At 62.6% G+C, this 26092-nt stretch carries 22 protein-coding genes; 11 read left to right on the top strand and 11 right to left on the bottom strand.

All coding sequences use genetic code 11. The features are described from left to right. Positions 1–17: 17 nt before the first annotated feature. Positions 18–1373, bottom strand: a complete 1356-nt coding sequence (locus NKH95_RS26845; RefSeq protein ID WP_352893766.1) for a WD40/YVTN/BNR-like repeat-containing protein — start codon at positions 1371–1373, stop codon at positions 18–20. A gap of 277 nt (positions 1374–1650) precedes the next feature. Between NKH95_RS26845 and NKH95_RS26850 the strand changes: the two genes are divergently transcribed. The 5 genes from NKH95_RS26850 (at position 1651) to NKH95_RS26870 (ending at position 12005) form a co-directional block, all read left to right on the top strand. Then, a complete protein-coding gene (locus NKH95_RS26850) occupies positions 1651–5493 on the top strand; it encodes a S8 family serine peptidase (RefSeq protein WP_352893768.1) in 3843 nt (1280 codons plus the stop codon). Positions 5494–5560: 67 nt separating this feature from the next. Beyond that, entirely contained in the window at positions 5561–7237 is a 1677-nt protein-coding gene (locus tag NKH95_RS26855) for a hypothetical protein (protein WP_352893770.1), read from the top strand. Between the two features lie 32 nt (positions 7238–7269). Beyond that, entirely contained in the window at positions 7270–9789 is a 2520-nt protein-coding gene (locus NKH95_RS26860) for a phospholipase D-like domain-containing protein (RefSeq protein ID WP_352893771.1), read from the top strand. A gap of 96 nt (positions 9790–9885) precedes the next feature. Then, complete coding sequence (locus NKH95_RS26865) at positions 9886–11466, top strand: S8 family serine peptidase (protein WP_352893772.1); 1581 nt, start codon at positions 9886–9888, stop codon at positions 11464–11466. A gap of 29 nt (positions 11467–11495) precedes the next feature. Next, positions 11496–12005, top strand: a complete 510-nt coding sequence (locus tag NKH95_RS26870; protein WP_352893774.1) for a hypothetical protein — start codon at positions 11496–11498, stop codon at positions 12003–12005. A gap of 604 nt (positions 12006–12609) precedes the next feature. Here NKH95_RS26870 and NKH95_RS26875 read toward each other — a convergent pair. Continuing rightward, a complete protein-coding gene (locus tag NKH95_RS26875; protein WP_352893777.1) occupies positions 12610–13671 on the bottom strand; it encodes a site-specific integrase in 1062 nt (353 codons plus the stop codon). A gap of 115 nt (positions 13672–13786) precedes the next feature. Between NKH95_RS26875 and dusA the strand changes: the two genes are divergently transcribed. Beyond that, the gene (dusA, locus tag NKH95_RS26880; protein WP_352893779.1) at positions 13787–14785 is read left to right on the top strand and encodes a tRNA dihydrouridine(20/20a) synthase DusA; all 999 of its coding nucleotides are present in this window, start codon (positions 13787–13789) and stop codon (positions 14783–14785) included. A gap of 10 nt (positions 14786–14795) precedes the next feature. On the opposite strand, the gene NKH95_RS26885 is transcribed toward dusA, so the two are convergent. Beyond that, the gene (locus NKH95_RS26885) at positions 14796–15500 is read right to left on the bottom strand and encodes a TIGR02281 family clan AA aspartic protease (RefSeq protein WP_023813938.1); all 705 of its coding nucleotides are present in this window, start codon (positions 15498–15500) and stop codon (positions 14796–14798) included. 7 nt (positions 15501–15507) lie between these two features. Further along, positions 15508–15741, bottom strand: a complete 234-nt coding sequence (locus tag NKH95_RS26890; protein ID WP_352893780.1) for a DUF1289 domain-containing protein — start codon at positions 15739–15741, stop codon at positions 15508–15510. Positions 15742–15938: 197 nt separating this feature from the next. Between NKH95_RS26890 and NKH95_RS26895 the strand changes: the two genes are divergently transcribed. Beyond that, the gene (locus NKH95_RS26895; protein WP_352893812.1) at positions 15939–16937 is read left to right on the top strand and encodes a nicotinate-nucleotide--dimethylbenzimidazole phosphoribosyltransferase; all 999 of its coding nucleotides are present in this window, start codon (positions 15939–15941) and stop codon (positions 16935–16937) included. A 12-nt stretch (positions 16938–16949) separates the two neighbouring features. Here NKH95_RS26895 and NKH95_RS26900 read toward each other — a convergent pair whose 3' ends face one another. After that, positions 16950–18470 (bottom strand): sensor histidine kinase, encoded by a 1521-nt coding sequence (locus NKH95_RS26900; RefSeq protein ID WP_352893782.1) that lies wholly within the window; start codon positions 18468–18470, stop codon positions 16950–16952. Positions 18471–18545: 75 nt separating this feature from the next. Here NKH95_RS26900 and NKH95_RS26905 point away from each other — a divergent pair, with 75 nt between their 5' ends. The 4 genes from NKH95_RS26905 to NKH95_RS26920 all read left to right on the top strand — a co-directional run bounded on the left by NKH95_RS26905 (position 18546) and on the right by NKH95_RS26920 (position 21042). Beyond that, positions 18546–19166, top strand: a complete 621-nt coding sequence (locus tag NKH95_RS26905; RefSeq protein ID WP_352893783.1) for a thermonuclease family protein — start codon at positions 18546–18548, stop codon at positions 19164–19166. A 43-nt stretch (positions 19167–19209) separates the two neighbouring features. Next, positions 19210–19821 carry a glutathione S-transferase gene (locus NKH95_RS26910; RefSeq protein ID WP_023813944.1) on the top strand — a complete coding sequence of 204 codons (612 nt, stop codon included), beginning with the start codon at positions 19210–19212 and terminating at the stop codon, positions 19819–19821. After that, entirely contained in the window at positions 19761–20441 is a 681-nt protein-coding gene (locus NKH95_RS26915; RefSeq protein WP_032909543.1) for a uracil-DNA glycosylase family protein, read from the top strand. The genes NKH95_RS26910 and NKH95_RS26915 overlap by 61 nt, the downstream gene beginning before the upstream one ends. Positions 20442–20550: 109 nt before the next feature. Further along, positions 20551–21042, top strand: coding sequence for an Lrp/AsnC family transcriptional regulator (locus NKH95_RS26920; protein WP_006205209.1), 492 nt, complete (start codon positions 20551–20553; stop codon positions 21040–21042). A gap of 20 nt (positions 21043–21062) precedes the next feature. Here the strand turns inward: NKH95_RS26920 and NKH95_RS26925 are convergent, their stop codons facing one another. From NKH95_RS26925 to NKH95_RS26950, 6 genes are all read right to left on the bottom strand, one after another. Beyond that, positions 21063–21632, bottom strand: a complete 570-nt coding sequence (locus NKH95_RS26925; RefSeq protein ID WP_023813946.1) for a DUF3299 domain-containing protein — start codon at positions 21630–21632, stop codon at positions 21063–21065. Between the two features lie 152 nt (positions 21633–21784). After that, positions 21785–22489 carry a DNA alkylation repair protein gene (locus NKH95_RS26930; protein ID WP_023813947.1) on the bottom strand — a complete coding sequence of 235 codons (705 nt, stop codon included), beginning with the start codon at positions 22487–22489 and terminating at the stop codon, positions 21785–21787. A gap of 9 nt (positions 22490–22498) precedes the next feature. Further along, positions 22499–23368: an NAD(P)-dependent oxidoreductase gene (locus tag NKH95_RS26935; protein WP_023813948.1), complete on the bottom strand. Its 870-nt coding sequence runs from the start codon at positions 23366–23368 to the stop codon at positions 22499–22501. Between the two features lie 112 nt (positions 23369–23480). Next, positions 23481–24386 (bottom strand): ABC transporter permease, encoded by a 906-nt coding sequence (locus NKH95_RS26940; RefSeq protein WP_023813949.1) that lies wholly within the window; start codon positions 24384–24386, stop codon positions 23481–23483. Further along, positions 24383–25102, bottom strand: coding sequence for an ABC transporter permease (locus NKH95_RS26945; protein ID WP_023813950.1), 720 nt, complete (start codon positions 25100–25102; stop codon positions 24383–24385). The genes NKH95_RS26940 and NKH95_RS26945 overlap by 4 nt, the downstream gene beginning before the upstream one ends. A gap of 80 nt (positions 25103–25182) precedes the next feature. Continuing rightward, positions 25183–25968, bottom strand: a complete 786-nt coding sequence (locus tag NKH95_RS26950) for an ABC transporter substrate-binding protein (protein WP_023813951.1) — start codon at positions 25966–25968, stop codon at positions 25183–25185. Positions 25969–26092: the final 124 nt, after the last annotated feature.

Genomic DNA, 26092 nt, shown 5'->3' on the forward strand with positions numbered 1-26092 from the left:
ATCCGCTTCCGCATGGCCTACCCGGCCTTGAAGACGATGCGGCTCTGCGCGACGTTGTCGACGACGATGCGAATCAGATACGGCCCCGGCGATACCGGTCGGCCGTCGCCGTCGTTCATATCCCAGTGGAGGCTGGCGGGGTTGCCAAACGGCGCCTCCATTGGGTCGACTTTCCACACGAGACGACCGCGTACCGCCCACGCCCTCACAGTCACGCGGGAGCGGTCGGGCAGATGGAGCCGCGCGGCGAACGCGGCAGATGTCTCGGTGTCCCGCGAGGCACGCGCTGCCCTGCGTGCCGCCAGCCGTTTGGAGGATAGCGTACTAGCAGGGTCGTTCAGGCTGTAGATCGTATCGCCCGCCGCGAAGACGATACCGTTCGGGTGGGTCGCGAAGCGGCTGATGCGCAGGCCCGCGTGGTCCGCCCTTGCCCAGTTCATGCCGCCGTCTGTGGTCGACAGGCAGTGGCCGCCGGTGAAGGTGCTGTCTCCCCAGCCACCGACCCAGCCGACATTCCTGTCGACGAAGCAGACGCCGTCGAGATTGGTCTGCCCTTTGACCGGCAGCAGACGCCATGTCCGCCCGCCGTCGTCGGAAACCAGGATGCCATCGTGCCTGCCACCGAGCGAGACCGCAATGCGTCCGTCCGCCGAGACACTGAGCTTGCGCGCCGCGCCCTTGGCGGGCAGGCTCAGGTCCACGGCATCGTGCCAGCTCGTGCACGAATCCCGTGTCTCAAGGACGACCGGTTCTAAGCTTCCTTGGGCGCAGCCCGGAACCAGTCGGCCGCCGACAACCCAGCCATGGCTTGCGTCGAGGAAGCGGACGTCCGAAATCACGGAAGCGCGACGGGTGAGGTCGACGGTCGCCCAGCTCTCACCTCCGTCCCGCGTCCAGACGATCGCCGCCTTGTCTGTGGGGTATGCGCCCCCGGCGAGCACGACCGTGCTTTCGTCGACGACGCTCAGGCAGGTGATACGCTGCGGTTCCGGCGGCAAATTATTGACCGAGCGCCAGGTCGCTCCGCCGTCGCGCGTGCAAAACAGTCTTTGCTCCGGCGTAAGCGTGCCGACCCATCCGACCACGGTTCCGGCAAAGCCGACGCAGGAAAGATAGGCTGTCGGCAACAGCGCCTGCTCAAACCAGTTCAGGCCGCCATCGACCGTCGCGACGATCTGGCCGCTGGCGTTGATGGCCCACCCGTGTCGCTGACTGGCGAAGCAGATGTCCGGGGTCCATGCGCTTTCGATGGGCGCGGCCGTCTGGAGCCAGCTGTCTACGGGGTCGTCGAGCAAAGTACGCCTTTCGAACGGCAGGTCCAATCTTGAGGGACTATGTGCCGCATCGGCGTTCCACGAGGTGGCGATTGTCACATTGGTCCTCCCTGCGCACAGGCGGGCCGCGGAGTCACTGACCGGAGGGTGGCAATTTTCACATTGCCGTCGGAGCAGGGCTCCTAACATTCGAGCGAAGTCTCGCTGCTGCACGGCTAGGACGGTGGCATCGACCCCGCCGACAAGGCCGAACTGAAGATGGGCTGATCCACTCGCCGGTCGCAAGATTGAGAGCAACACCATGGTTCGAAAAACCAGCAAATCGGCTACGACAGGGTCACCGGGTCCACGGCCGCCCAAACAGCCGCCATCTGCTGTGCTGGACGACAATCCGGCCGGTGCGCCGTTCATCCCGCAAGGCTCGGGCGCCATCGGCGGTACCGCCGAGGCTGCGGCGCCACCGCCCGAAAGCCTTCTGGTGGAGGTGGAACTGACGACCAACGCGTCGTCGATCGGTGCCGTGCTCGCCGCGGACGCCTCTGCCTTCGCGTCCGGCAGCACCGCTGGCGCGCGGGCCGATACCGCGCTCGCCGAGGTGTTGCGTCAGTTCCAGGTGATCGACGCACACCAGGTATTCACCCCCGAGCAGAACCAAGCCGACGAGGCGCGACTGGCGTCCGTCAGGCAGGCTGCTGTGCTGGGCGAGGCGTCGCAGGAGCAGGTAAGCGCGCTGGAGCGGCTGTCCCCGTTGTCGAATTTCGTGCGCCTGCGGTTTCCGGCTGACACATCGGCAGCGGCGGTGACGGCAGCGCTTAGCCGCGTTCCGGATGTCGCGCGTGCTGTCGTTGTGCCGAAGGCAATGCCGCCCATGCTGGCGTTTAACGCCCCAGCGCCAGCGGACCCGCTCATAGGCAGCGGCTTGCTCATCGTTGATGGTGCGACCGGTCTGGAATCGCAGTGGTACCTGCACCGTACACGCGTTCCGCAGGCCTGGCGGTACACGCGCGGCGCAGGCGTGGTTGTTGCGGATATCGACTGGGGTTTCCGCACATCACACCAGGATTTCGGGAGCGGATTCGAACAGACCTACAATGCCGTAGACGGCAGCGCCAACGTCATCCACGGTGCCAGCGCAGGCCACGGCACGGCGGTGATGGGCATAGCAGCCGCGCGCGCCAATGGCGTCGGCATGGCCGGCTATGCGCCGGAGGCGAGCCTTTGGGGCATCCAGGGCGACAGCGGGACAGGCATACCCATATTCCAGGAGCCGTGGGCCGAGGCGATCGACTTTGTGCGGCGCCAGCCGGATGCCCGCCGCAAGGTCATTATCCTCGAGGTCCAGACCGGGCAGGGCGGTAACTACGAACAAGTGCCAAGCGTCGCCCGCGCGATCCGGGCGGCGATTGCCGACGGTTGTGTTGTCTGCGTGGCTGCGGGGAACGGCAACCGTGCCGCCGACCGCACCGATGCCGGCGATCCGTTCGATCCCACCGGCTCGATCCTGGTCGGCGCCACCGCCTACGATCCGGTGCTGAACAAACGTGCATGGTTCAGCAATTTCGGCAGTCGCGTCTCGATGTCGGCGCCAGGCGATTCCAGCCATGATCTGACCTGCGCGAACGAGAGCGATAGTGCCTATCGCAATGGCTTCGGCGGTACCTCCGGCGCTACGCCGAAGGTGGCCGGCACCGTGGCCTTGATGCTGTCGGTCAACCCCGCTCTCACGCATGACGATGCGCGCGACATCCTTGTCGGCACCGGCGCTTCGCTCGTCGAGGACCCCGGCAAGCCGATCGGGATGTTCCTCAACGCGGAGGCGGCGATTGCCGAGGCATTGCGGCGCCGCAGCGAGTCGACGCCCGCTACGGCATTGCTGACGCCGCAGGGTGAACCGGCGCCGGAGCCACCGCCGACCACGAGGCTGGAAGGGGTACGCCGGCGTGTCGGTCAGATGTCGCTGCCGCGCGACACCGGCGGGCCGCTTTCCTGGAACGAGACGGACGAAGCCGTGGCAAATGCGCCGGCGGCCATGCCGGAGCTGGGTCAGCCGCCCGCCGGTGATAAGACACTCAGGCTCTTCCGCGAAAGTGTCGAAGGCACGCTCACCCAGGACGACCGCATCCTGATCGTAAGCCAGGCAATCCAGATGCTGGATAATTTCTATGTCCATCGGACATTGAAGGAGGCGGTGCACGCGGTGCGGCCAATTCAACGGCTACGGGTGCTGCAGCGCCGTCTGCAGACGGAGGGCAATATCCCCTCTGCCGAGCGCGACGAACTCGCCTTCCATAATGCGCTCACGCAGATATTCAATTCGGTGCGCGATCTGCACACCAGCTATCAGCTGCCGCGACCCTACCGCGACTTCATCGCCTACTTGCCTTTCGAGGTCGCCTGGTTCCGGGAGAATGACCGCGACCGGTATCTCGTCACCCGTGTGGTGCCGGGCTACGGTTTCGAATCCTCCGACTTCGCGCCCGGCGCCGAGCTGCTGTACTGGAACGGCATGGCGATCGGCCGTGCGGTGCGCGCGAATGCCGACCAGACGGCCGGTGGCAACGAGGCTGCGCGCCATACGCGGGGCGTCAGCGCGCTGACTATTCGCCCGATGAACACGGCGCTTCCTCCTGACGCGGATTTCGTCGACCTGGAGTTCGTGCCGCGCGACGCCGATCCGCAGGACAGCAGCGCGCGACGCAAGATGCGGCAGGACTGGTTCGTACGCTTCGCACCGTCGACCTCGGCGCCGGCCGAACTCACGTCGTCGGCGCCCGTTGCCCCAGCCATGGTACCCGCGAACATGGCGGTCGCAGCTGCGGCGCGGTCATCGCTCGACTTGGGCCGCCACAGCACGCAGCGGTCGCTCGACATGCTCTACGGCTTGCCGGGCGCCGGGGCGCCCTTGGCGGCCGATTCGCCGCCTCAGGTTGCTGCGGCCGCAGCGCAACCCGTGCGCATAGAAGCGTTCTCGGCGGTTCTCGGGCTCGACACAGCGGCCGATTCGGTGCGTGAGGCTCGCCAGCTCATCTTCGATTCTGCCTCGCTCAAGAATCTCCAGGCGGCCGCCATGGGTGACGAGGCCGACGGCATCCGAGGGAGCAGTTCTGCTGGCTCGGTAGAGGACACACTCGACAGCGAGGAGATCAAGGTCAAGGTGACGTGGGCGACGGCGTTTCGGGCGAGGACGCTCGGCATTGACGGCAAACGGTTCGGGCACATCCATGTCCGCACCTTCAATTCCTCGGATGCGGATGGGTTCGTCGAGGAATTCGTTCGGCTGCTCCGGCAGATTCCGGACAACGGCTTGATCATGGACGTCCGTGGCAATGGTGGCGGCAATATCTGGGCGGCGGAGCGGCTCTTGCAGACGCTGACCGCGCGGTCGATCGAACCCGAGCGGATGCAATTCGTTTCTTCTGCGGGGACGCTCGATCTCGCCCGCAATAATCCGGCTACGTCGTCGATACCTCTGAACTTGTGGCGACCGTCCCTGGAGGAGGCGGTGGAAACCGGGGCCACCTATTCGCGCGCCTTCCCTCTGACGTCGCTGGACAGCTGCAACGCCATCGGCCAGCAATACTATGGTCCGGTCGTGCTGGTCGTCGACGGCAACTGCTATTCGGCCACCGACATGTTCGCGGCAGGCTTTCAGGACCATCAGGTCGGCAAGGTACTCGGCGTCGCCAATGCGACCGGAGCGGGGGGCGCCAACGTTTGGCCGCACTCGCTGCTCACCCAGGCGCTGCCGGCCGGCTGGGGTCTCAAGCCGCTGCCCAACCAGGCCGGGATGCGGGTGGCGATCCGGCAATGCCTGCGTGTCGGTCCGCGCGCCGGGGCCCTTCTTGAGGACTTCGGCGTCGTGCCCGACAAGGTCCAGTTCCCGTCCCGTGCGGATCTGATGCTCGGCGACATCGAGCTGTTCAAGCGTGCGGCGGAGCTGCTCGCGGAGAGCGGACCGCGCAGCATCCGGATCGAAATCGGTGCTCCGCAGGCCGGCAACACCGGCAGGCGCGCGCTGACAGTGACGACGAGCGGCTTGAAGCGGTTGGATTTCTTCATCAACGACCGTCCGGAAGGCTCCGTCACCCTGACGCCCGACGCCGCCGGCAACGCCACGCTCTCGCCGGCGATCGATATCAATGCCCGCTTCAGGTTGGTCGGCTACGCCGAGGTGAGCGATCGCGATCCAGCGGCCCTCTGCCAAGGCCAGGTCCCGTGACGGCGCGGGCAGCCATGATGGCCCTGCCGCGGCCCGGGCGCACATCTGTCTTGCGACGGGGGCTACAGTGAGCATCACCCGCGAGCAGCAGCGCTTTCCGACCCGCAACTATCCCTATCGGGCAACGACGCTCGGCGCGGCGCCAGCCGACGCGGCTTTGCAACAGGCCGTCGACAAAAATGTCCTCTATCGGCGGATCGCTGGGCTGGACGTCATTCCGCGCCCGATGACCGCCGAGGAATTGCTGGGGCTTGACGACCCGCTCGGCCGCCTGCTGCGCTCGGGCAAGCCTTTTCCCCTCACGCTGCGTGCGCTTCTTGCGGCGATCGACGCGCTGGCCGGTACCTCGGACGCCTTGCCGCAGCAACTCGTCTTCCTGGTCGCCGACGGCGGGCACATTCCGTGGACACCTGAGACCGACCGGCTAAGACGCGGCTTCCGCTTCGCGATCGCCCGCGGAGCGAATGATTTTCCGCTCCTGATTTCGGCCAGCACATTGATCGAGTCCGACGTCAACCAAGCCTTTCTGCAGATCATCGGCTGGGACACGACCCACAGCGTGTTCAATTTCTACGAGAGGCGAGAGGGAACTTTCTTCTGGGCCGGCATGTCGGAACACGCCTTGCGGGACGAAACACGCGGACAGCAGGGTCCATTCGACAGCCATGTCAACGGCGCCCCTGTGATGAAGGAACTGCGCCCGCCCTGGGTGCATTGGCATTCGACCCAGGCCGGCATCAACGCAGACGCGTTGGCGCCGAACGACAGCTTGCGCGCCGAGCCGCTGTTTCAAGCACGCGTGTCGGCCGAGCGCTTGGAACGCGAGGTCGTGCGCCCCGGAATAGCGCGCTGGAACCAGAGGCGTGTAACCAGGGCGGTGGCGCCCGACGGCGCCTGGCAACATATCGACTGGTTCATGCGGCAGGTGGTGACCGAGACGACGGTCAATCTGGTCACGGCTGATCTTGCCAGCCATATTCTCACTGACGAAACGCCGCTCGAATTGCCGCTGTCATTCTTCCTCAACCGCGACGTGCTGTTCGATACGCTGTCTCTTATCCCCGCGAACCCGGACATCGCCAGGATCGTCATCTCCGGAAAACTCTACCGCGACTGCCTGCGGCGCTACGATGTCCATCGCTTCGACGGCGAAATGCGTGTCGAAGGTGACACGCATTTCGCCTTCCTCGTCCCCGAGGCCGCCTTCGAAGACACCAACCTGATCGACCAGATGGTGCTGAAAGGCCTCGCTAGTGCACGCCTGATCGCCGCCATCTCGATGACGGACTTCTCCAATCCGGTATTTTCCGGCCGCCGCGCCGCGCTACTGAAGCATACACCGGCCAGCGTGCATGGCCCCGACCCCGCGGTGGAACTGGAGACGCGATTCGTCGCGGCGGTCGAGGGCGCCGTGGCGGCAGGCGGAGAGGCGGCGTCGGCCGACAGCCCGGAGCGCGAATTCCTGTCAAACTGGGAGTCAGCCGGCTTCACAAACGCCTTTGCGGCGAGGATCGGCGATTATCTTGCCGCACTGCAGTCGGGTGTGGATGATCCTCAGGTCGTGGACGGCTGGTTCCGCCTTGCCGAATACCGGCGGCGACGCTTTCGCGACCGTCCCCTCGCGGAGTTCCGCTTGACCACGCCGCGCACGAACATACCGGAAGATGCACCCGCCATGCGCATGACCGTCGCCGGTCGAGCCGAGGCTATTCCATCCCTCCAAGCACCACCACCTTACGTCTGAACATCGCAACTTTGCTGGGAGACAAAAACGCCATGCCTCGATTCGATCCGCCCGGACACCTCGACGACCTCGACGACGCACAGAAAGAGAACTGGAGCGCCAAAGTCTCCGCTTGGTTCGATTCGGCTCGCGCCGGAGATCCCGGTGAGAATGACGGGCCGCGCGCACAGTTCTTCAATCCACTCGTGAATCCGCCGGCGGAAGATGCGAAGGTGGCGACCATCGCCTGGAACGCCTTTCCGCGCCAAGTGCGCAGTTCCTCGTTGAGCGAGGTCCAGCGCTGGCGGCGGGCCGACGCCAGCCGTGACGTTCAGGACGAATATTGCGAATGGAGCGTCAGCCGTGATCCGGCAACGGGCAAGATCGTCCGCGTCACCTTCACCTGCGAGCCGCCCGAATACTGGAGTGAGTTGGCGTTGGTGAATCCCGAAAAGGTGCTGGCTCTCTACCGCCAATTCGTCTCGCCACAGGTCCAGCATGAGGACCTGTTCGTTGCCGGCCAATATACCCCGAAGAACCGCTACAACAGCACCACCACGAACGGTGCGATGCACCTGATCCAGCAGGCAAACACGCTCACCGCCGAGATCTGGCTCGCTGCCGCGGCGACCATCCGGCGGCTGAGGGACGCGCAGGAAATCACCGACGCGCAGGCATTGATCCGCTGTTCGCTCTACGGCTCCGAGGGGCGCAACAGCGATCCCTTCATAGGCGAGCAGGTCAATGCGCTGGCAAGGCAACGTGCCGACATCACCCTCAACAACCCGGTCGGCCTATACTTCCACGAATTCAATCCGGTGGGGTGGACGACGCCGGACAATGAGGACCCGCGCACCTTCTGGAGCTACGTCCGCGGCAGTGACGGACACTTCGTCCGCGCCCACTTCGAGGTGCCGGCCGGACGCGGCTACACCGTCGGCGACATCATGATAGCGAGCCGGCGCATCGACTTCGGCGGGCAGGTCGCGGACTTCGTGACGATGAAGCTGGAGGGCCTGGCAACTCGTCTCGGCCAGAGCACGGTCGCCCCTTTCGCCGGATGCCGCATCGTGCTGCCCGGTGCTGTCGCTTCGGCCGTACCCTTGGCGCCGGAAGCGATTCCCGCCTCTGCTCTCGGCACCCGCACGCTGGCGGCGCTGTCGGATCCGGGCGCCGCGCGCTCACCCAATCTCGCGCTGGCCGCCAATGCGCGGATGGAGACCTTGCTCCGGAGGCTGCCGGCGGTGCTTCGCGGCGAACGGGAGGAAGACGACAGCGAAGCCGCACCGGCTGCCCTGATCCCTTACCCGAAGCTACCGCCGGAGCATTTCGCCACCCGGTCGGTCTCCGGCCGCATCATGGCGTTCGCCTCTCCCGATTCGACCTACGCGGTCACCAGGAAGCTGATCGAAAGCGCCCGGCACTCCATCGTCATTGGCATATACGACTTCAGCGCCTCCTACATGAAGGAGCATCTCAAGAAGGCGATGCGGCGAGGCGCGTCGGTCTCCTTGATGCTGGATACCAACGCGGACGACGATCCCAACCTGTTCGCGGAGCTCAGCATGCTCGGCGCCAATTGCGTGAAGGCGCCATCGCAAAGCGCCGGCAATCCGAACCGTTACTTCGGCAACGCCCACGAAAAGATCATCGTCGTCGACGGCGAGATCGCCATGATCCAGAGTGGCAACTGGTCGGAAAACAGCATCCCGTTTAACGAGGGCGACGGCGTCGTCGTCGGCAGCTTCGAGCCGGGCAACCGCGACATGGGCGTTGCGGTGCAGTCGACCGAACTCGCCAGGCTGTTCTCGGACCTCGTTGCGCGCGACATGCGCCTAGCGCTAGGTGAGCCGCCGGACCTGCCGCCCGCGGTCGTGGCGGAGGCCGACGGCGCCGCGGCGAGCGAGATGTTCTTCGAAGTCGCCCCGAGCGAGATGCCGGAACGGCTGTTTTCCAGCCTGACGATCACGCCCTCCGCACCGATCGCGATCACGCCGCTGGTGACGCCTGAAAATTTCCACGGCGCCATCCGCGAACTCCTGCGCTCGGCACTCCGCAGTATCCGCATCGAGCAGCAATATATCCGCGGCGGCCAACCGGCCGTCGAGGAATTGCTCAGCGCGATCGGGGAGGCTCGTGCGGAAAATCCGGGCCTGGTTGTGAAGATCATCGTCTCGCCAAAGTACCTGTTTGGCGACAAGAAACAGAAGTTCGAAAAGGCCATGCGGGACTTCGGCTTCGAGTTCGATGAAAACTACCGGTATCTGTCGCTGCGGCACTTCGTGCATTGTCACAACAAGCTGGTCGTCGTCGACGACGAGAAGGTGCTGGTCGGATCGCAGAACTGGTCGACGACGGGTCTGATGTCCAACCGCGAGACGAGCCTGCTGATCGAACATGCCGGACTTGCCGCCTACTTCGCCGAAATCTTCGACTCGGACTGGCAGTCGAGCGAGCCCGCTGAAACGCCCGACGAAATCATCGCGCGATCACTGGAGGGTTTGCGGAACGCCGGCGATTTCGCAGCCGGAGGTGTCGTGGTGTCTTCAACCGGTGACTACCGCGACACGTGACCGGAAGCGAAGACTGTCGCCGCCCCAGGGTGATGAAACCTATAACTGAAGCGGCCGTGCTTTCGAAGCAATCTGACAATTAGAATGGAGATTCCCATGAGCGTGAAAGATCTGGCTTTTGCAAAGCTCTCAGCGATCAAGCCTTTGGAGGGGGTCTTCCCAACGGCGAGCGGACAGACTGTTGGGGTACGAGAACAGTGGCGTGGTGTGGCCAGAAGCATGCGGGCACGCGACATGACGGTAGCCGAAGTCGACTCTCGCGCCGCGCTGGATTCCGAACTGTCTGCAGGCGATGTGGTCGAATCCGCCGTGCCAACGCTTTCCGGATCGATCGAAACGGATGAACAGCTGGCAGGCTTCGCTGAGGCCGGCATCGGTTTCTTCCACGGGTCCGACAGCTACTCGCAAATGCCGCTGGCCCAGCGTCGGGACGTTGGAGGCAATGGGTCGGTATCCCGAGTGATGCTGGAAGGATCCAGAATTCTGCTTGAGCCGGAGCGGCTAATTCTGCGCTTTGAAGCAGGTGTTAAGGCCGCTGAGCGAAAGCGAGTCTTCAAAAGACACGGATTGGTACTCGTCGGTTCGGATGGATTGCCGCCCGACACCTATCGCTTGGGCAACACCAGGGGCTTTGCCACCGCGGTAGCCGCAGAACTGATGCAGGAAGGCGTCGTCGTTTTCGCCGAGCCTGATTTCATCGAGCACATCGGTACACGCTATGTGCCCGGGGATCCCAGCTATCCCCAGCAATGGCATCATCCCCGCATCGGTTGCCAGAACGCGTGGGACGTAACAAAAGGAGAAGGCGTACGCATCGCCATAATCGACAACGGTTTTGACAAAGGTCATCCAGATCTGGCTTTCGGCAGTTTATCCGGCTGGTACCGCCAAACCGCGGATTTCTCCGATGCGGACTTCATACGTGGTACGGCCAGCATGCCAGACCAAAATCACGGCACCGCCTGCGCGGGTATGATAGCGGCAAAAGAAGGCAACGGCATTGGAGGCTGTGGCGTCGCGTTCGGCAGCGAACTTAACATGATCGCATGTATGGGGGATCAGGTCGGAACGCAAAGTACGCTCGCACGCGCAATTGCTTACGCTGCCCAGCCTTCGCTGGAACCGGGAGGCGTGGCTCGCCAGGTTGGTGCTGACGTTATCTCGTGCTCGCTCGGACCCAACACGGCACTTTGGACGCTTCGACAAGTTTTATCGGACGCCATCGACTTCGCCGCAACGCAGGGCCGCCAGGGCAAAGGGGTCGCGATTTTCTGGGCATGCACCAACGGCAATTTCCCCGTCAGCTCGGATCAGGTCTGTTCGCATCCGAGGGTCTGTGCGGTTGGACGCTCGACATCGGCGGATACCGACAATGGCTCGGGCTTCGGCCCGGAGTTGGAGTTCTTGGCGCCGGGAGTCCAGGTCTTTATTCCGGCCAGCGGGGGCGGCTACGCTGCAACGACCGGGACGAGTTTCGCTGCACCTTGCGCAACAGGCGTCGCAGCGCTCGCCCTGTCGCAAAATCTTGCGCTCACAAGCACCCAGCTTCGAGATCTAATCCGATCGACATGTGACAAAATTGGGCCACTAAACTATGTTAATGGTAGAAATCCAAGGTTTGGATATGGGAGAGTGAACGCTGAGAAAGCTGTCGCAGCCGCGCCGGCAATCGTCTAGCATCATTCCGGCCCCCGTACAGGATGGTGATGTCAGACAAAGAGACTTCGGCTGAAAAGCTTGACGATCTTAAACGGGTCGAAGGCGTGTCTGCCGTCCCGCCTGGGCCGCCGGGAACAGTTGGAAGCGATCCTGGCCGAGCGCCGCAGGCGGTGTCGATGCTGCCACGTGACGATGTCGACAACTTCACCAGAGCAGGTTGGGCATTTGTCGAGTCCACATCGCGGGTGAACCAAACCGGCGCAAGGGCGGTTTTCAAGGACAGCGACGGTCACCTCAAGATCGATAGCGGCAATTTAAATGTGCGGTTCGCCGGAGAGGCGTCAGTTCCCGAAATTGAGAGTCTTCTGAAAGAGCACGGTCTCTTGATCAGGCGGCAACTGGGCTTTGCACCAAATCTCTACACTGTCGGTCCAAGTCAGGCCAATGCCGTCACGGATTCGGTCGAGACCGCCAAGTTGCTGACGACATCCCAGAAGGTTGAATACGCTGAACCGGTGCTAATCGAGGCACTTGGTGGGCGTAACCTAGCTCGATAACGCTTCTGCTATCGCGCGCGACAACGAAACTCTCGGTACCTGCTCTGACAGTAGTTTTCCGACGGAACGAAGCGACCTTGGGACAGCCGTCGAAGAAAAATTGATGGGCCTGCCCGCGTCACCGTCATCGGCACCTGGCGGCCAAGCTCGAGGCCGCCGCCGGCGAATTGAGACCGCTTGACGCCTTTGCTCGATGTCGATGCGGCCGGCGAGTTCGCCGCCGCCGTCGAGCAGCAGCACGGGCGGGTTTCGATTTTGGGGCCATGACCTATCTTGCCTCTCACGCGGCTGGTCCACCATGACCATTGATTTTGCAACGAAAAATGCACTAGCTGGAGCGGCGACGGTACTTTTTCGAGGCGGCTGGGACGCCTCGAACGCCGAAAAGTGCAAAAATCGCCCGATTGGTCCCGATAGTTGGTGAAACCTCAAAATATTTTTTGCGGCGATTTTCCCTGTAAAATTAAAAGCGTAACTTTTTGACGGACCATGCGTCGGCTTTCGGTGCCGCAAGCAAGAAAAAACCCATCTAGATCAATGGCCTAGCTGGGTTAGAAACAATCAAGTGGGTTTGTTCTATAGGGAAACCTTATGACACTCATATCTATGCTGCGCGCGCTGCCAACAGCGAGTGGAGAGCCTCCGGCTTCAGATGGGTGTAGCGCCTCAACATCTTCCAGTCCTTGTGCCCAGTTACCAGCGCAACTTGTTCGATCGTGAATCCGGCCTCGAAAAGGCGGCTTGTCCCTTCGTGCCGCAAGTCATGAAAATGAAGGTCGGGGATATTTAGGTCAGCGCATCCTCGACGAAACGCGGTGCCGACTGACCTATGATTGAATGGGAAAATTCGATCATCGTCATTACACCGCTTAGCCTGCTGCTCCTCAACAATGGCCCACGCATCGTATCCGGTTGCCGCAAATAGCGGTATGCGCTGATTGTTCCCGCTTTTGTTCCGCGGGTCTTTCCGGTCACGGATTAGAAGCATCCGCGTGCGGACGTCCATGTCGGACCACCGCGCCTTGCAGATTTCCTCCTGGCGCATCGCGGTTGCGACGGCGAAACGTATGATCTGGCTGACTGGTGCCATCTGGCGAGGGTTTGCATCGAAGTGAGCGATCAGTCTGTCGAGCTCATCCTGGGTCGGCCGCCTGTCGCGCTGATGGCCTTTCCCAACGAGACCCAGCCTCTTTAGGGCGATACGGGCGAGATCAACAGGTTCGACCTTGACGGGTAGGCCGTGCACCGCAGCGGCGTGAGCCAGAATGAGTTTTACAAAGCCGATGTCAATGCCGACCGTCATCGGTCCGGCGCCTTGGGCAGCTCGATCACGACCAAAGCGAATGAGGCGTTCGCGATCGAGGGCGGCGATGTTGCACTTCCCTAAGTGTCTTTGCAGCATGTCGAGTGTCGCAGCCTTGGAGCGGAGAGGGGACTTGCCTACATCGCACATGTCGTCGATATGAAGGTCGATGAGTTCGCCGAAGGTCTTCAGGCGCGCTGTACGTGACTTGGTCGGCGTCTCACCGCGATCGACCTGGCGCTCGGCGTCGGTTGCCCAGCGTCGTGCGTCGTCTCGGCGCAGGAAGGTCTCGCTGACGTAGCGACCTTTGCGACGGACTTGGACACGCCAGGAGCCGGACGAGAGTTTTGTGTAGGTGGCCATTTTTTCGTGTGCGCTCCGTGTGCACTGAGAGATCGAAACGTGGCGAAAAGGGTCGTATCCTGGCGTAATGTGGCGTGGCCGCCCTTGCGACTAACGAATTGATGTTAAAGAAAAAATGCTGAAAAATCAAGAGCATAGACTGGCCGTGGCGCCGATGATGGACTGGACGGACCGGCATTGCCGGTTCTTCCACCGCCAGTTGACGAGCCATGCACTGCTTTACACCGAGATGGTGGTGGCCGACGCGGTCATTCACGGCGCGCGCGAGCGGCTGCTCGGCTTCGATGCGACGGAACATCCGGTCGCGCTGCAGCTCGGCGGCTCTGATCGTGAAAAGCTCGCCGAGGCTGCCCGCATCGGCGAGGCTTTTGGCTATGACGAGATCAACCTCAATGTCGGCTGTCCGTCGGACCGCGTTCAGTCGGGCACGTTCGGCGCCTGCCTGATGAAGGTGCCGGACCTCGTCGCCGGCTGCGTCGCAGCGATGAAGGCGGCGGTGACAATTCCCGTCACCGTCAAATGCCGCATCGGCGTCGACGAGCAGGACCCGGAACCAGCCCTCGATGCGCTGGCGGATGGGGTTTTCGATGCCGGCGCCGACGCGTTGTGGGTGCATGCACGCAAGGCGTGGCTGGAAGGGCTGAGTCCCAAGGAAAACCGAGACATCCCGCCGCTCGATTACAGCAGAGTCTATCGACTGAAGGCAAAAAAGAACAACAAATTCATAGGCATAAATGGTGGAATTCAGTCGATTGAAGAGGCCCAGGCGCATCTCGACCATGTCGATGGCGCCATGCTTGGCCGCGCCGCCTACCACACGCCCGGCATTCTGGCCGGCGTCGATGCCGCTTTCTACGGCGTCCAGTCCGAGCCGTTCGATTTTGCCGCGCTGATCGATACCATGGCGGACTATGCGGCACGCCATATCGAGCAGGGTGGCCGGCTTGGCCATGTCACCCGCCATATGGTCGGACTGTTCCATGGCCTGCCCGGTGCGCGCCGCTACCGGCAGATCCTGTCCACCGACGCGACAAAACCCGGCGCCGGCCCGGACGTGCTGAAGACGGCTTTCGCGGCCGTCGAGTTCGGTGGAGCAGCAGCCGAAGCGGCTTGAGTTTTGGGGATCAATCCCTGAGGATCATGCGGTCGCCGCGCACGTCAAAACCCGACAATGAACCGATGAAGTTCATGCCGAGCAGGCTCTGGCTGAGCATGCCGGGTGCGGCGATCATCACCGACATATCCCTGCGCATGATGCCGCCGATCGCAATCTGATCGGTTTTCACGGCCGCGGCGCGTGCCATGCCGTTAGCGGTCGAAACCGGTATGGTGTAGTTGAGCGCGGCCGGATTGAATCCGGCGGCCTGCGCATCCTGTGACGTCAGCACGGTGCTGGTTGCACCCGTATCCACCACGGCCCGGACCGGGTTGCCGTTGACCAGGATGCGCGCTTCGAAATGGCCGTTGTCGGCCTTGTCGAGCGTCACCGTGGCGTGACCGTCTTCGACGCCGAGCGCAAGCGGGCTGCCGGGAACAAGGCCCGCGGTCACCCGGCTGGCGACATCCTGCAACTCATAGCGATATTGGTAGCCAGCGATCAGCGCGAGTGCGATCGCCGCCCAGGCGCCGAGGTTGCGGGCCATGGCGCCCAGGGGCCGGCCCGAGCGAAGCAGGCCGGCGCCGACAAGGGCGCCAAAGGCGCCGAGCCAGATCAGTCGGCTGAAATCGTTGTTCTCGACGCCGAGCGTGCTGCCGGCGGAATCGTTGAGCATGAGCAGGACTGCTCCCACCCCGATCGCGGCCATCAAGATCCAGAACAACCGGCTCATCCGCACCTCACGATAGCGCGTCGCGTTCGCGCGTCATGCGGGTGCGGCGCGTTTCCCGGCGCGGCCGGCGCTCGACCGTTTCCAGCCGGGCCGGCAATTGCGCCATGACGCTGCGGCGCGTTTCCGTCGTCATCCCGATCCAGGTGCCGATCTCCTCGCGCGTGCGGCCGCAGCCGAAACAGAAGCCGGTTTTCATGTCGATCGAACAGACCAGGATGCACGGGGATTCGATGGCCGTCATGACTTTCTCTTGGGCTTCCATCCGGAATCCCTTGTTCCACCTCCACATGGTGCAACGGCAAAGCCAATGCAAGCCCTCGCGATTGCGCCCTTCGGGGCCGGCTTTGCGTCAAATGCAGGCCCATCATCCCAGAGGTTGTGCCAACCTCGCAAGGCGGCTATGCCGCTCACCAACTCCAGGGAATGATCGACAACAAGATGACCAGCGCACTGCCCTTCGACGATTTTCGCAACCTGTTGGCCAATCTGCCGGCGGCCGACACGGCAGCCGAGACCCGCGTGCGCATGCTGTTTGCCAAGGCCGACAAACCAGGCAATTCGCTTGGCCGTATCGAGGACATCGCCGCCTGGCTGGCAGCCTGGAGCGGGCGGGCCCCGCCCGCGGTGACAAGACCGCTGATGGCGGTCTTTGCCGGCAATCACGGCGTCACGCGCCACGGCATTTCGCCACGGCCCGTGGCGGCGACCGCCAATGCGGTCGAGCTTTGCGCCGCCGGAGGTGCCGCGATCAACCAGATCTGCATCGCCAACGACCTCGGACTGAAGGTCTTCGATCTCGCCCTGCACATCCCGACCGCCGACATTACCGAGGATGCCGCGCTCGACGAGCGTGGCTGTGCCGCCACCATGGCCTTCGGCATGGAAGCGATCGCCGGCGGCACCGACCTTTTGTGTCTCGGCGATCTCGGAGTCGGCAACTCCACCGTCGCCGCCGCCCTGCTTACGGCGCTGTTCGGGGGCAGGGGCTTCGACTGGGTCGGCGCGGGGTCGGGCGCCGATGCGGCGATGCAGGCACGCAAGGCCGACGTGGTCGATGCGACGCTGGCTTTTCATGGCGGCCATCTCGGCGACCCGCTCGAGGCGCTGCGCCGGGTCGGCGGCCGTGAATTCGCGGCGATCGCCGGCGCCATCCTTGCCGCGCGCATGCAGAAGATCCCGCTGCTGCTCGACGGATTGGCCGCCACGGCAGCCGCAGCGGTACTGCATGGCGTCAATCCCGCCGCGCTCGATCATTGCCTTCTGGCCAGCCTGTCGCCAGAGACCGCGCATGCACGCGCCGCCCAAAGGCTCGGCCTGCGCCCGTTGCTTGATCTGGGCATCAGCCATGGCGAAGGGGCAGGGGCCGCCCTTGCCGCGGGTCTGGTCAAGGCCGCCGCGCTGACCAGTTCGGGCATGGCAGCTGCGGTACGCGGCTAGAGTCTTGCCGGATTAGCGTCGTCGAGCCGCCACCGCCGCGGTCGGCAGTGCTGGCAGTTCCTCCATCACCCGGCTCAGTGGGAAGATGGCGATCGCCTCGGTGCCTTCGCGCAGCTTGGAATGAAGCTCGAACTCGCCGCCATGCATGGCGAGCAGCCCTTGCACGATCGGCAGGCCAAGCCCGGTGCCTTGCTCGGCGCTCTTGATCGCGATCGAGCCCTGGCCGAAGGCGGAAAGCACGATCGGGATCTCGTCTTCCGGTATGCCCGGACCGTTGTCCTTGATCGAAATGTATTGTCCGCCGCCCGCCGTCCAACCAACGCGGACACGGATTTCACCGCCGGTGGCGGTGAACTTGATGGCATTCGACAGAAGGTTGAGCGTGATCTGTCGCACCGCACGCTCATCAGCGAAAAGGCGCGGCAGTTCGTGCTCGAAATCCTGGGCGACCCGGATATCCTTGTTGCGCGCCCTCAACTCCATCATGTGACAGCAGTCCTCGACGATACCAAGCAGCATCACCGGTTCTTCGTTGAGCTGGTAGCGGCCGGCCTCGATGCGCGACAGGTCGAGGATCTCGTTGATCAGATCGAGCAGATGCTGGCCGGATTCGTGCACGTCATGCGCGTAGTCGCGATAGGTGGGATTGCTCATCGGCCCCAGCACCTCGTTCGACATCACCTCGGAAAAACCGAGAATGGCGTTGAGCGGCGTGCGCAATTCGTGGCTCATCGAAGCGAGGAACCGCGATTTCGCCAGATTGGCGTCTTCGGCCCGCCGCCGCGCCTCGTCCGACATCGATTTCGCCGTCTCCAGTTCGGCGATCAGCGCATCCTTTTCGGAGCGGAACGACAACATCATCAGGGACGAGTGGTTGAGATGCCGGGCCACATAGGCGAAGAACGGCAGCGACATGACCAGCAGCGCGGCCATGATCGCCTCGACCGGCATCCATAGCTTGGCGCCGGCATAAGCGTAGAGCGCCACGGGAACGGCAAAGGTGGCCAACAGTGCCCCGCGCAGAGACGAGGTCATCACCGCGGTCGCCGCCATGGCGAACAACAGCACCACGGCCTTGACGATGTGGAACGGATCGACCTCGCAGACGCTGCAGCCAAGCCACACAAACCATGCCCAGCCGAGACCGCACAGGAAATGGCCGATCAGGAATTCTCGTCGTGCTTGCGAAGGGTTGAGCTCGGAAGCTTCCGTGCGCTCGATGCGCCGCGCCATGAAGGCAACGATGGTGTAGCAGGTCAGGGTGAACAGCGCCCAGAGCCCGATCTCGTTGCCGATTCCGGCCAGCCGGCCGGCCGCCGCGATCGCCAGAACAAGAAGCGGGATGGCGATGGCGCCGCTGGTCATCGCGCGGGCATGCAGCTTCAACAGTTCGCGATCGAAATCGGGATTGCCGGCCTGCTGCGAAAGACGGTCACGCGTCTTGCGCACCGCGCGCGCCACATCGCTGTTGCGATGAGGTTTCCTGCGGTCCACAATGAACTTGTCCGCTGTGTTCGAGCGTTGCAAGGGCATCAAAACTTCAATTTATGCGAGCAGCGGTTTCCAAGTGTTAAGCTACGTTCGAATGATTAACCAACCGTTTGCCATATGAGCCGCTCGTGGTCGCCAAGACCGCGCCGGCGATACGTTGCGCGCCCCAGAAGCCTGTGGCGCCGGCTGGTGGATTACGGGCTTGCCGTCATCATCCTCGGACTGCTGATCCTGCTGGCGGCCCGCCTCGACCGGGTGGAGACACGCAAAACGCAAGGCGTGGCAATCATCAACGACGGCGATTCGATCACGCTTGGCACCGAGCGTATCCGCATGCGCGGCATCGATGCTCCGGAATATACGCAGACCTGCCGCAAGAACGGCGCGGACTATTCCTGCGGCACGCTTGCGCGTCAGTCGCTCGTTCGCCTGATCGCCGGCAAGCCCGTCTCTTGTACCGGCTGGCAGCGTGATCGTTATGGCCGGCTGCTCGGCGACTGCACCGCCGGCGGCAAGAATCTCAACCGCGCGCAGGTCGAGGCGGGCTGGGCGGTTGCCTATGGTGACTTCGAGAGCGAGGAAGCCATCGCCCGCGCGGGAAAGGCCGGCATCTGGGCGGGAACGTTCGATCAGCCGCAAGACTGGCGAGACAGCCATCACGGCGAAGTCGTCGAGAAGAAGCACGGCACGCTGGCGTCGATCCGCGATGCCGTGCGCGAGATTTTTCGCTTCTGGTGATGCACATCCTGGAACTGGAACCGAGAACGAACAGGAGGATGGAATGAAACTCTTCGACGGTGGCCGGGCGCCCAACCCGAGGCGGGTCCGCGTTTTCCTGGCCGAGAAAGGCATCGAAGTTCCACAGGTGCCCATCGACATGGGGGCGCTGGAACACAGGCAACAGGTGGTCGGCTCGCGCAATCCCTTGCTGCGCCTGCCGGTGCTGGAACTCGACGACGGCACCATCATCACGGAATCCGTCGCCATCTGCCGTTATTTCGAGGAACTGCATCCCGAACCGGCCCTGTTCGGGCGTGGCGCACTCGGCAAGGCGCAGGTCGAGATGTGGCAGCGACGGATGGAATTCAATTTGCTCAGCTGCGTCACGCAGGCTTTCCGGCACACCCATCCGGCGATGAAGGAATGGGAAATCCCGCAGTTCCCCGAATGGGGTGAGGCCAATAAGCCGAAGGCCGTGGCGTTCCTCAGGCTTCTGGACGGCGAACTGGGCAGCCGGGAGTTCATCGCCGGTGACAGCTATTCGATCGCCGACATCACCGGCCTGATCGCCGTCGACTTCATGAAGCCGGCACGCATCAAGGTGCCGGATGACTGCGCGAATGTGTTGCGCTGGCATCAGGCCGTCTCCAGCCGGCCGAGCGCATCAGCCTGAGAATGACTGTTGAACTCGAAAACCTCGTCGCCAGGGTCCGCGCCTGCCGTATCTGCGTGGAAAATCCGGCCGGCAAGCCGTTGCCGCATGAGCCACGACCAGTGCTGCGCCCTTCGTCCAGCGCTCGTATCCTGATCGCCAGCCAGGCGCCCGGCACCAAGGTGCATCTGTCGGGCATGCCGTTCACCGACGCCTCCGGCGACCGCCTGCGCAGTTGGCTTGGCGTGACGAGCGACGAATTCTACGACATCGAAAAATTCGCCATCGTCCCGATGGGCTTCTGCTTTCCCGGCCAGGATGCCAAGGGGGGAGATCTGCCGCCGAGGCGCGAATGCGCGGCGGCCTGGCGCGCGCCTTTGATGGCCTCGATGCCACAGATCGATCTGGTGCTGACGATCGGCATCTATGCGCAGTCCTGGCACATGGGTGCGGCGCGCCGGCCCTCCCTGACCGAAACGGTCATGGACTGGCGCTCCATCTGGGAGAATTCCGTCGGTCCGAAAGTGCTGCCGCTGCCGCATCCCTCGTGGCGCAACACCGGCTGGCTGAAGAAGAATCCATGGTTTGAAATGGATTTGCTGCCTTTTCTGCGTTCGGAAATCCGATATCGCCTCGGCTGACCTTACAGCAAGAAATCACTCGCTTTTCCGTCAATTGGCAGAATTTCTTTCTTGTGAAAGGTCGGAATAAGGGGGAGTATAGCCAATCTATTCCCCTGGGGAGCAAAATATGGACCGCCTCGATAGAAAAATTCTCCGTCTTTTGCAGGAGGACGCGACACTCGCGGTCGCCGACGTCGCCAAGAAAGTCGGGCTGTCGACAACACCTTGCTGGCGGCGCATCCAGAAGCTCGAGGAGGAAGGCGTCATCAAGCGGCGCGTTGCCATTCTCGACCATGAAAAGGTCAATGTGCGCGTCACCGTCTTCGTGTCGATCCGCACCAATTCGCACAGCCATGAATGGCTGCGGCGTTTCTCGGAAGTCATCCAGGAGTTTCCCGAGGTGGTCGAGTTCTACCGCATGAGCGGTGACGTCGACTATCTCCTGCGCGTCGTGGTTCCAGACATCGCCGCCTATGACGCCTTCTACAAGCGGCTGATCGCCAAGATCGAAATCCGTGACGTGTCGTCGTCCTTCGCCATGGAGCAGATCAAATACACGACCGAAATCCCGCTCGACTACATGGTGCTGGACAAGGAATCGGGTGCCAACGCCGCCTGAGCTGCAGCAGGTTGTCCTGCTTAGTTCTTCTTTTTGTTGAGGAAACTCCAGGGCGAATTGACCGGCAGGGTGACGGTGTCCGGTACGCTGCCGACGGCGACCACGTCTGCCTTGCGGACGCTGTAGCCAGACTGGATGACGCTGACGCCGTCGAGGATGAACAGCTGGCTCTTCTCCATGTCCGGCTTCAGCGCGCCGGTGACCGCGACCGGCTGATAGGCCTCGGAGATTTTGTAGGGACGTGCCGGCGTGACCAGCACGATCTGGTTGGGGGGCGGCGTTGGCATGTGGCTGCACGCACCCGTCCACGGCACCAGCAGGAACTGATAGACAAGATCGCCGTCGCGATCGACCGGCAATGCGTAGCCGGCTAGCTGAATGCTTTTGTCCTGCAGGTTGAGGGACAGCGTCTCGCCATGGTCGGGCAATTTTGCCGCGATCATCGGCAGCCCGACGTTTTCGGCGGCGGATTGCGTAGCCGGACGCAGATCCTTCCAGAATATGTGCGCGGTCTCGGCCGAGGCATCGGTGGCCGCGGACACAAACAATGCCGCTGCGAAGGCCAGGATTGATTTGGGAGGATTGCTCATTGGCCGCGTCCCTTTGAAGCTCAAGTAAAGACGCCGCTGTCAACGACGTCAACGCTCCCGCCGCATCACATGTCGGCAGCCGCATCACATGTCGGCAGCCACTTCACATGTCGGCGAGATCCAGACATGCCGGAAAGCGGATTTCCGCGCCGTCAGCCTTTCCTGGCGACGATCCGCGCGAGCGTCTTGGCATTGGTCAGCTCCCTTACGGCGTCCTTGCCGATCCAGCGCGCCGTCTTGTCAGCCGACTGCGCCAGCCGTTCGGCGGCAGCAAGGGCAGCACCGTGCATGTCCATCGATCTTTTGCCGATCGACCGAAGCGCCCAGTTGACGGCTTTCTTCACGAAATTGCGGCTGTCGGTGGCATGCGCTTCGATGATCGGCAGGAAGGAGAGGAAGGTCGCCCCTGGCTCCTTCTTCCGGTGGACGACAGACCAGGCCATCATGGCGAAGGCCGTGCGCCGAACGAATTCCCGCTCGTCCGCCGCGAACTCGCCGATCAGTTCCTTCCAGGCGTCCGTATCGACAAAGAGGTCGGAGACGCCGTCGACGATGTCCCAGGAGTCGAAACTAGCCGCCCATCGTCTTGCATCTTCAGCAGAAAACCGCTTCGGGTCAGCCGTGACGGAGGCAATGAACTGCGCCTCCATGATGCCGCTGTCCCATAGTTCGAAGGCGCGCTCGTGGTTGCGTTTGATCTTCCTGGCGATCTGCCGCTGCATACTGTGCGAGATGCCAAGCGCGCGGTCGATCTTGATGCCGTAGCGCAACATGCCGAGGCGGTTCTCCTCCGATCCGATAGCGCGAAGATGGGCGACGATTTCCGCGGCACTGGATTGAGGCGAGAGTTCTGCCACCGCGGAAACCTATTTTTCGAGACGCGCCAGAAGGGAGGACGTGTCCCAGCGCTTGCCGCCCATCGCCTGCACATCCTTGTAGAACTGGTCGACAAGTGCGGTGACCGGCAGTCTGGCGCCATTGCGGTCGGCTTCAGCCAGACAGATGCCAAGATCCTTGCGCATCCAGTCGACCGCGAAGCCGAAATCATATTTGCCGGCATTCATGGTCTTGTGGCGGTTCTCCATCTGCCAGGAACCGGCGGCGCCCTTGGAGATCACCTCGATCACCTTCTCGATATCGAGCCCGGCCTTCTTGCCGAAATGGATGCCTTCGGCCAGGCCTTGGACGAGGCCGGCTATGGTGATCTGGTTGATCATCTTGGTGAGCTGGCCGGCACCGGCCGATCCCATCAGGCCGACCATGCGGGCAAAAGCGTCGATGACGGGCTTCGCTCTGTCGAAAGCGTCCTGCTCGCCGCCGACCATGACGGTCAGCACGCCATTCTCGGCGCCGGCCTGGCCGCCCGAGACAGGCGCGTCGAGAAACGAAAACCCGCCGGCTTGCGCCGCCGCCGCCAGCTCGCGAGCGACCTCGGCCGAGGCTGTGGTGTTGTCGATGAAGACCGAACCCTTCTTCATCGATTTGAAGGCGCCTTCCGGGCCGGTCGTCACCGAACGCAAATCGTCGTCATTACCGACACAGGAGAAGACAAAATCCTTGCCCTCGGCGGCCTGTGCTGGCGTCGCCGCAAGGCTACCACCATGCTGGCCAACCCATTGCTCAGCCTTGGTCTTGGTGCGGTTGTAGACTGTGACGTCATGGCCGCCCTTGTTCTTCAAGTGCCCGGCCATCGGATAGCCCATCACGCCAAGACCGAGAAATGCAACAGATGCCATGAGCCTGCCCTTCAGAATGGAAACGGAATTTGCTGCGAGACGTCTAGGCTCTGCGCGCAATTCGTCAAGATGCGTAGGGCAGGATCGACTGGTGCAGCTGAATTGAAAATAGTCAGCGTTTCAGGTGAACGGTGATCCGGCGCTCGATCCATTCGACGCCATGGCGCAATATCTCGACCATCACCAGATAGACGAGCGCGACCCAGATATAGGCCTGGATGTCGAACGAGTTGGCGAAGGCGAGCTTGGCATTGCCCATCAGATCATAGACCGTGATGATGGCGACGATGGCGGACGCCTTGACCATCAGGATCAGTTCGTTGCCATAGGGCCGCAAGGCGACGATCAGGGCCTGCGGCAGGATGATCTTGCGCAAGGTCTGCAGTTTGTGCAGGCCAAGCGAGGCCGCACCTTCCCATTGCCCTCTTGGCACGCTCTCGATGGCGCCGCGCAGAATCTCGGCCTGATAGGCGGCGGTGTTGAGCGCAAACGCAAAGACGCCGCAATTGAACGCGTCCTTGAAAAAGTCCCACAGCGTAACTCGCTCGATCGTCAATCCGGCCGGGATGCTTATGTGAGGCAGAAGTTGGAACCAGTTGCTGATGACCGGCATGTAAAAGCCAACTGCACTAAGTTCCTGCCGGAACGAGCCCAATCCGTAATAGACGAGATAAGTCTGGACCAGCAGCGGCGTGCCGCGGAAGAAATAGACGTAGCAATAGGCGAGGCCGGACAGGATCCGGTTCTTGGACATGCGCCCGTAAGCGACGGGCACCGACAGGATCGCGCCGAGCACCATCGATATGGAAACCAGCGCGAGCGTAACCCCAAGCCCGCTCAAATAAGCCGGCGCATATTTGGCGAAGAAATCGGGATTCCAGGCAAGGAAGAGATAGCTGACGATGCCAATGCCGAACAAAATCCATAGGCAGACCAGCGCGTAACCGGCGATACGCCTGCGCGGCCAGCCGCGCGCCCGTGGCGGCGGCCGTTCGACCATTGTGGCCGTGGCGCTCATCGCTGCGCCTCCTGCCGACCAAGCGAGCGCAGAATAGCGCTGGTGGCGAAGGACGACAGGACGGCCAGGCCAAGAAAGACCAGCGAGGCGACACCGAAGAACAGGAAAGCATGCTTGGTGACGCGGGCGGCAATGCTGGCATTGCGCAGCGTCTCGGCCAGGCCGACGACCGACACCAGCGACGTGTCCTTGAGCAGGCTGAGCCAGCAATTCTCCAGGCCGGGGAACGCGATGCGCAGCAGCTGCGGCACGATCACCTTGCGCATGGTCAGCCAGTTCGAAAGACCGATGGCATAGCCGCCCTCGTATTGGCCTTTGGGAATGGCGCGGAAGGCCGACAGGAAAACCTCGCTGGCATAGGACGAGAAGATCAGCGCAAGCACGATCATGCCGGCGACGAAGCTGTTGACGTCGATGGTGGTGTCCGGCCGGAAATACCTGACGAGATGCTGCAGCAGGATCGGCATGCCGAAGAAGAACAGGAAAAGCGTCACCAGCTCCGGCAGGCCGCGAAAGACGGTGGTGTAAATGTTGGCGGCAAGGCGCAACGAGGGTTCTTCGGACTGCTTGGCGAGTGCAATGAAAAAGCCGATCGCCAGGCCGATGGGCAGCGTGGCAAGCGCAAGCGCAATGGTGATCAGTGCGCCATAGGCAATATCGTCAAGCCAGCCTTCGGGTCCCCAACTGAGAAGTGTCCATATGCTCTGGGCTGGCATCGACCGGTCTTATCTCCACGGCATTCCCAAGACGAATAGAAAGACGGCGGGGAAATTCCCCGCCGTCTTGACCGTATTTATCAGGACTCGGCGCCGTAGACGTCGAACTTGAAGTACTTGTCGTTGATTTCCTTGTATTTTCCATTGGCGCGGATGGCGTCGATGGCCGAATTGAGCTTGTTGACCAGGTCGGTCTCGCCCTTGCGCACGGCAATGCCGGCGCCCGGCCCGAAGATCTCGACCGGCTGCGGCGAAGGCTGGCCGAGAATCTTGCAGCAGGCGCCATCAGGCGAATCCAGAAACTGCTGCAGCACGACGATATCGTCCTGGATGGCGTCGAGACGACCATTGGCAAGATCGGCCTGCTCCTCGGGGCTGCTCGGATAACCCTTGACGGTGCTGTCGGTGTAGGTCTTCGAGGCATAGTTGAAATGCGTGGTGGTGGTGGCGACGCCGATGGTCTTGCCGGCGAGATCTTCCTTGGTCACGCCTTTCAACGTCGAGTCTTTCGGCACGGCGAGCGCCGACGGCGTGTTGTAGTATTTGTTCGAGAAGTCGACCTTTTCCTTGCGCTCGGGCGTGATCGACATCGAGGCGACGATGGCGTCAAACTTGCCGGCCTGGAGGGCTGGAATGATGCCGTCCCAATCCTGGGCGACGAAGGTGCACTTGACCTTCATCTCATCGCAAAGCGCCTTGGCGATGTCGATGTCGAAGCCGACGAGCTGGCCATCGGCGGTGAGGTTGTTGAATGGCGGGTAGGCGCCTTCGGTGCCGATCTTCAGGGTCTTTTCCTGGGCCTGAGCTACGCCGAGCGTCAGCAGCGCGGCCGAAGCGGCGAGCGCGATACGCAGTGCAATACGCATGATAGTCCTCTCTTTATGGTCCCGGCCGTCGTTCCGAACGGCTCTGTGGGGCGGTGCTTTTGACCGCCCGCTGGCGCGATACTCCCATTCTTTCCAAGAAAAAAGCAACTGCAAAACCACAAAA

The organism is Mesorhizobium sp. M0848 (assembly GCF_040319805.1).
Taxonomy (GTDB): domain Bacteria; phylum Pseudomonadota; class Alphaproteobacteria; order Rhizobiales; family Rhizobiaceae; genus Mesorhizobium.

What these genes read in the sequence shown, in the direction of transcription:
- NKH95_RS26860 (WP_352893771.1), top strand. Translation starts at nt 7,270, where the DNA reads ATGCCTCGATTCGATCCGCCCGGACACCTCGACGACCTCGACGACGCA.
- NKH95_RS26865 (WP_352893772.1), top strand. Translation starts at nt 9,886, where the DNA reads ATGAGCGTGAAAGATCTGGCTTTTGCAAAGCTCTCAGCGATCAAGCCT.
- NKH95_RS26870 (WP_352893774.1), top strand. Translation starts at nt 11,496, where the DNA reads ATGTCAGACAAAGAGACTTCGGCTGAAAAGCTTGACGATCTTAAACGG.
- NKH95_RS26875 (WP_352893777.1), bottom strand. Translation starts at nt 13,671, where the DNA reads ATGGCCACCTACACAAAACTCTCGTCCGGCTCCTGGCGTGTCCAAGTC.
- dusA (WP_352893779.1), top strand. Translation starts at nt 13,787, where the DNA reads ATGCTGAAAAATCAAGAGCATAGACTGGCCGTGGCGCCGATGATGGAC.
- NKH95_RS26885 (WP_023813938.1), bottom strand. Translation starts at nt 15,500, where the DNA reads ATGAGCCGGTTGTTCTGGATCTTGATGGCCGCGATCGGGGTGGGAGCA.
- NKH95_RS26890 (WP_352893780.1), bottom strand. Translation starts at nt 15,741, where the DNA reads ATGACGGCCATCGAATCCCCGTGCATCCTGGTCTGTTCGATCGACATG.
- NKH95_RS26895 (WP_352893812.1), top strand. Translation starts at nt 15,939, where the DNA reads ATGACCAGCGCACTGCCCTTCGACGATTTTCGCAACCTGTTGGCCAAT.
- NKH95_RS26900 (WP_352893782.1), bottom strand. Translation starts at nt 18,470, where the DNA reads ATGCCCTTGCAACGCTCGAACACAGCGGACAAGTTCATTGTGGACCGC.
- NKH95_RS26905 (WP_352893783.1), top strand. Translation starts at nt 18,546, where the DNA reads ATGAGCCGCTCGTGGTCGCCAAGACCGCGCCGGCGATACGTTGCGCGC.
- NKH95_RS26910 (WP_023813944.1), top strand. Translation starts at nt 19,210, where the DNA reads ATGAAACTCTTCGACGGTGGCCGGGCGCCCAACCCGAGGCGGGTCCGC.
- NKH95_RS26920 (WP_006205209.1), top strand. Translation starts at nt 20,551, where the DNA reads ATGGACCGCCTCGATAGAAAAATTCTCCGTCTTTTGCAGGAGGACGCG.
- NKH95_RS26925 (WP_023813946.1), bottom strand. Translation starts at nt 21,632, where the DNA reads ATGAGCAATCCTCCCAAATCAATCCTGGCCTTCGCAGCGGCATTGTTT.
- NKH95_RS26935 (WP_023813948.1), bottom strand. Translation starts at nt 23,368, where the DNA reads ATGGCATCTGTTGCATTTCTCGGTCTTGGCGTGATGGGCTATCCGATG.
- NKH95_RS26940 (WP_023813949.1), bottom strand. Translation starts at nt 24,386, where the DNA reads ATGAGCGCCACGGCCACAATGGTCGAACGGCCGCCGCCACGGGCGCGC.
- NKH95_RS26945 (WP_023813950.1), bottom strand. Translation starts at nt 25,102, where the DNA reads ATGCCAGCCCAGAGCATATGGACACTTCTCAGTTGGGGACCCGAAGGC.
- NKH95_RS26950 (WP_023813951.1), bottom strand. Translation starts at nt 25,968, where the DNA reads ATGCGTATTGCACTGCGTATCGCGCTCGCCGCTTCGGCCGCGCTGCTG.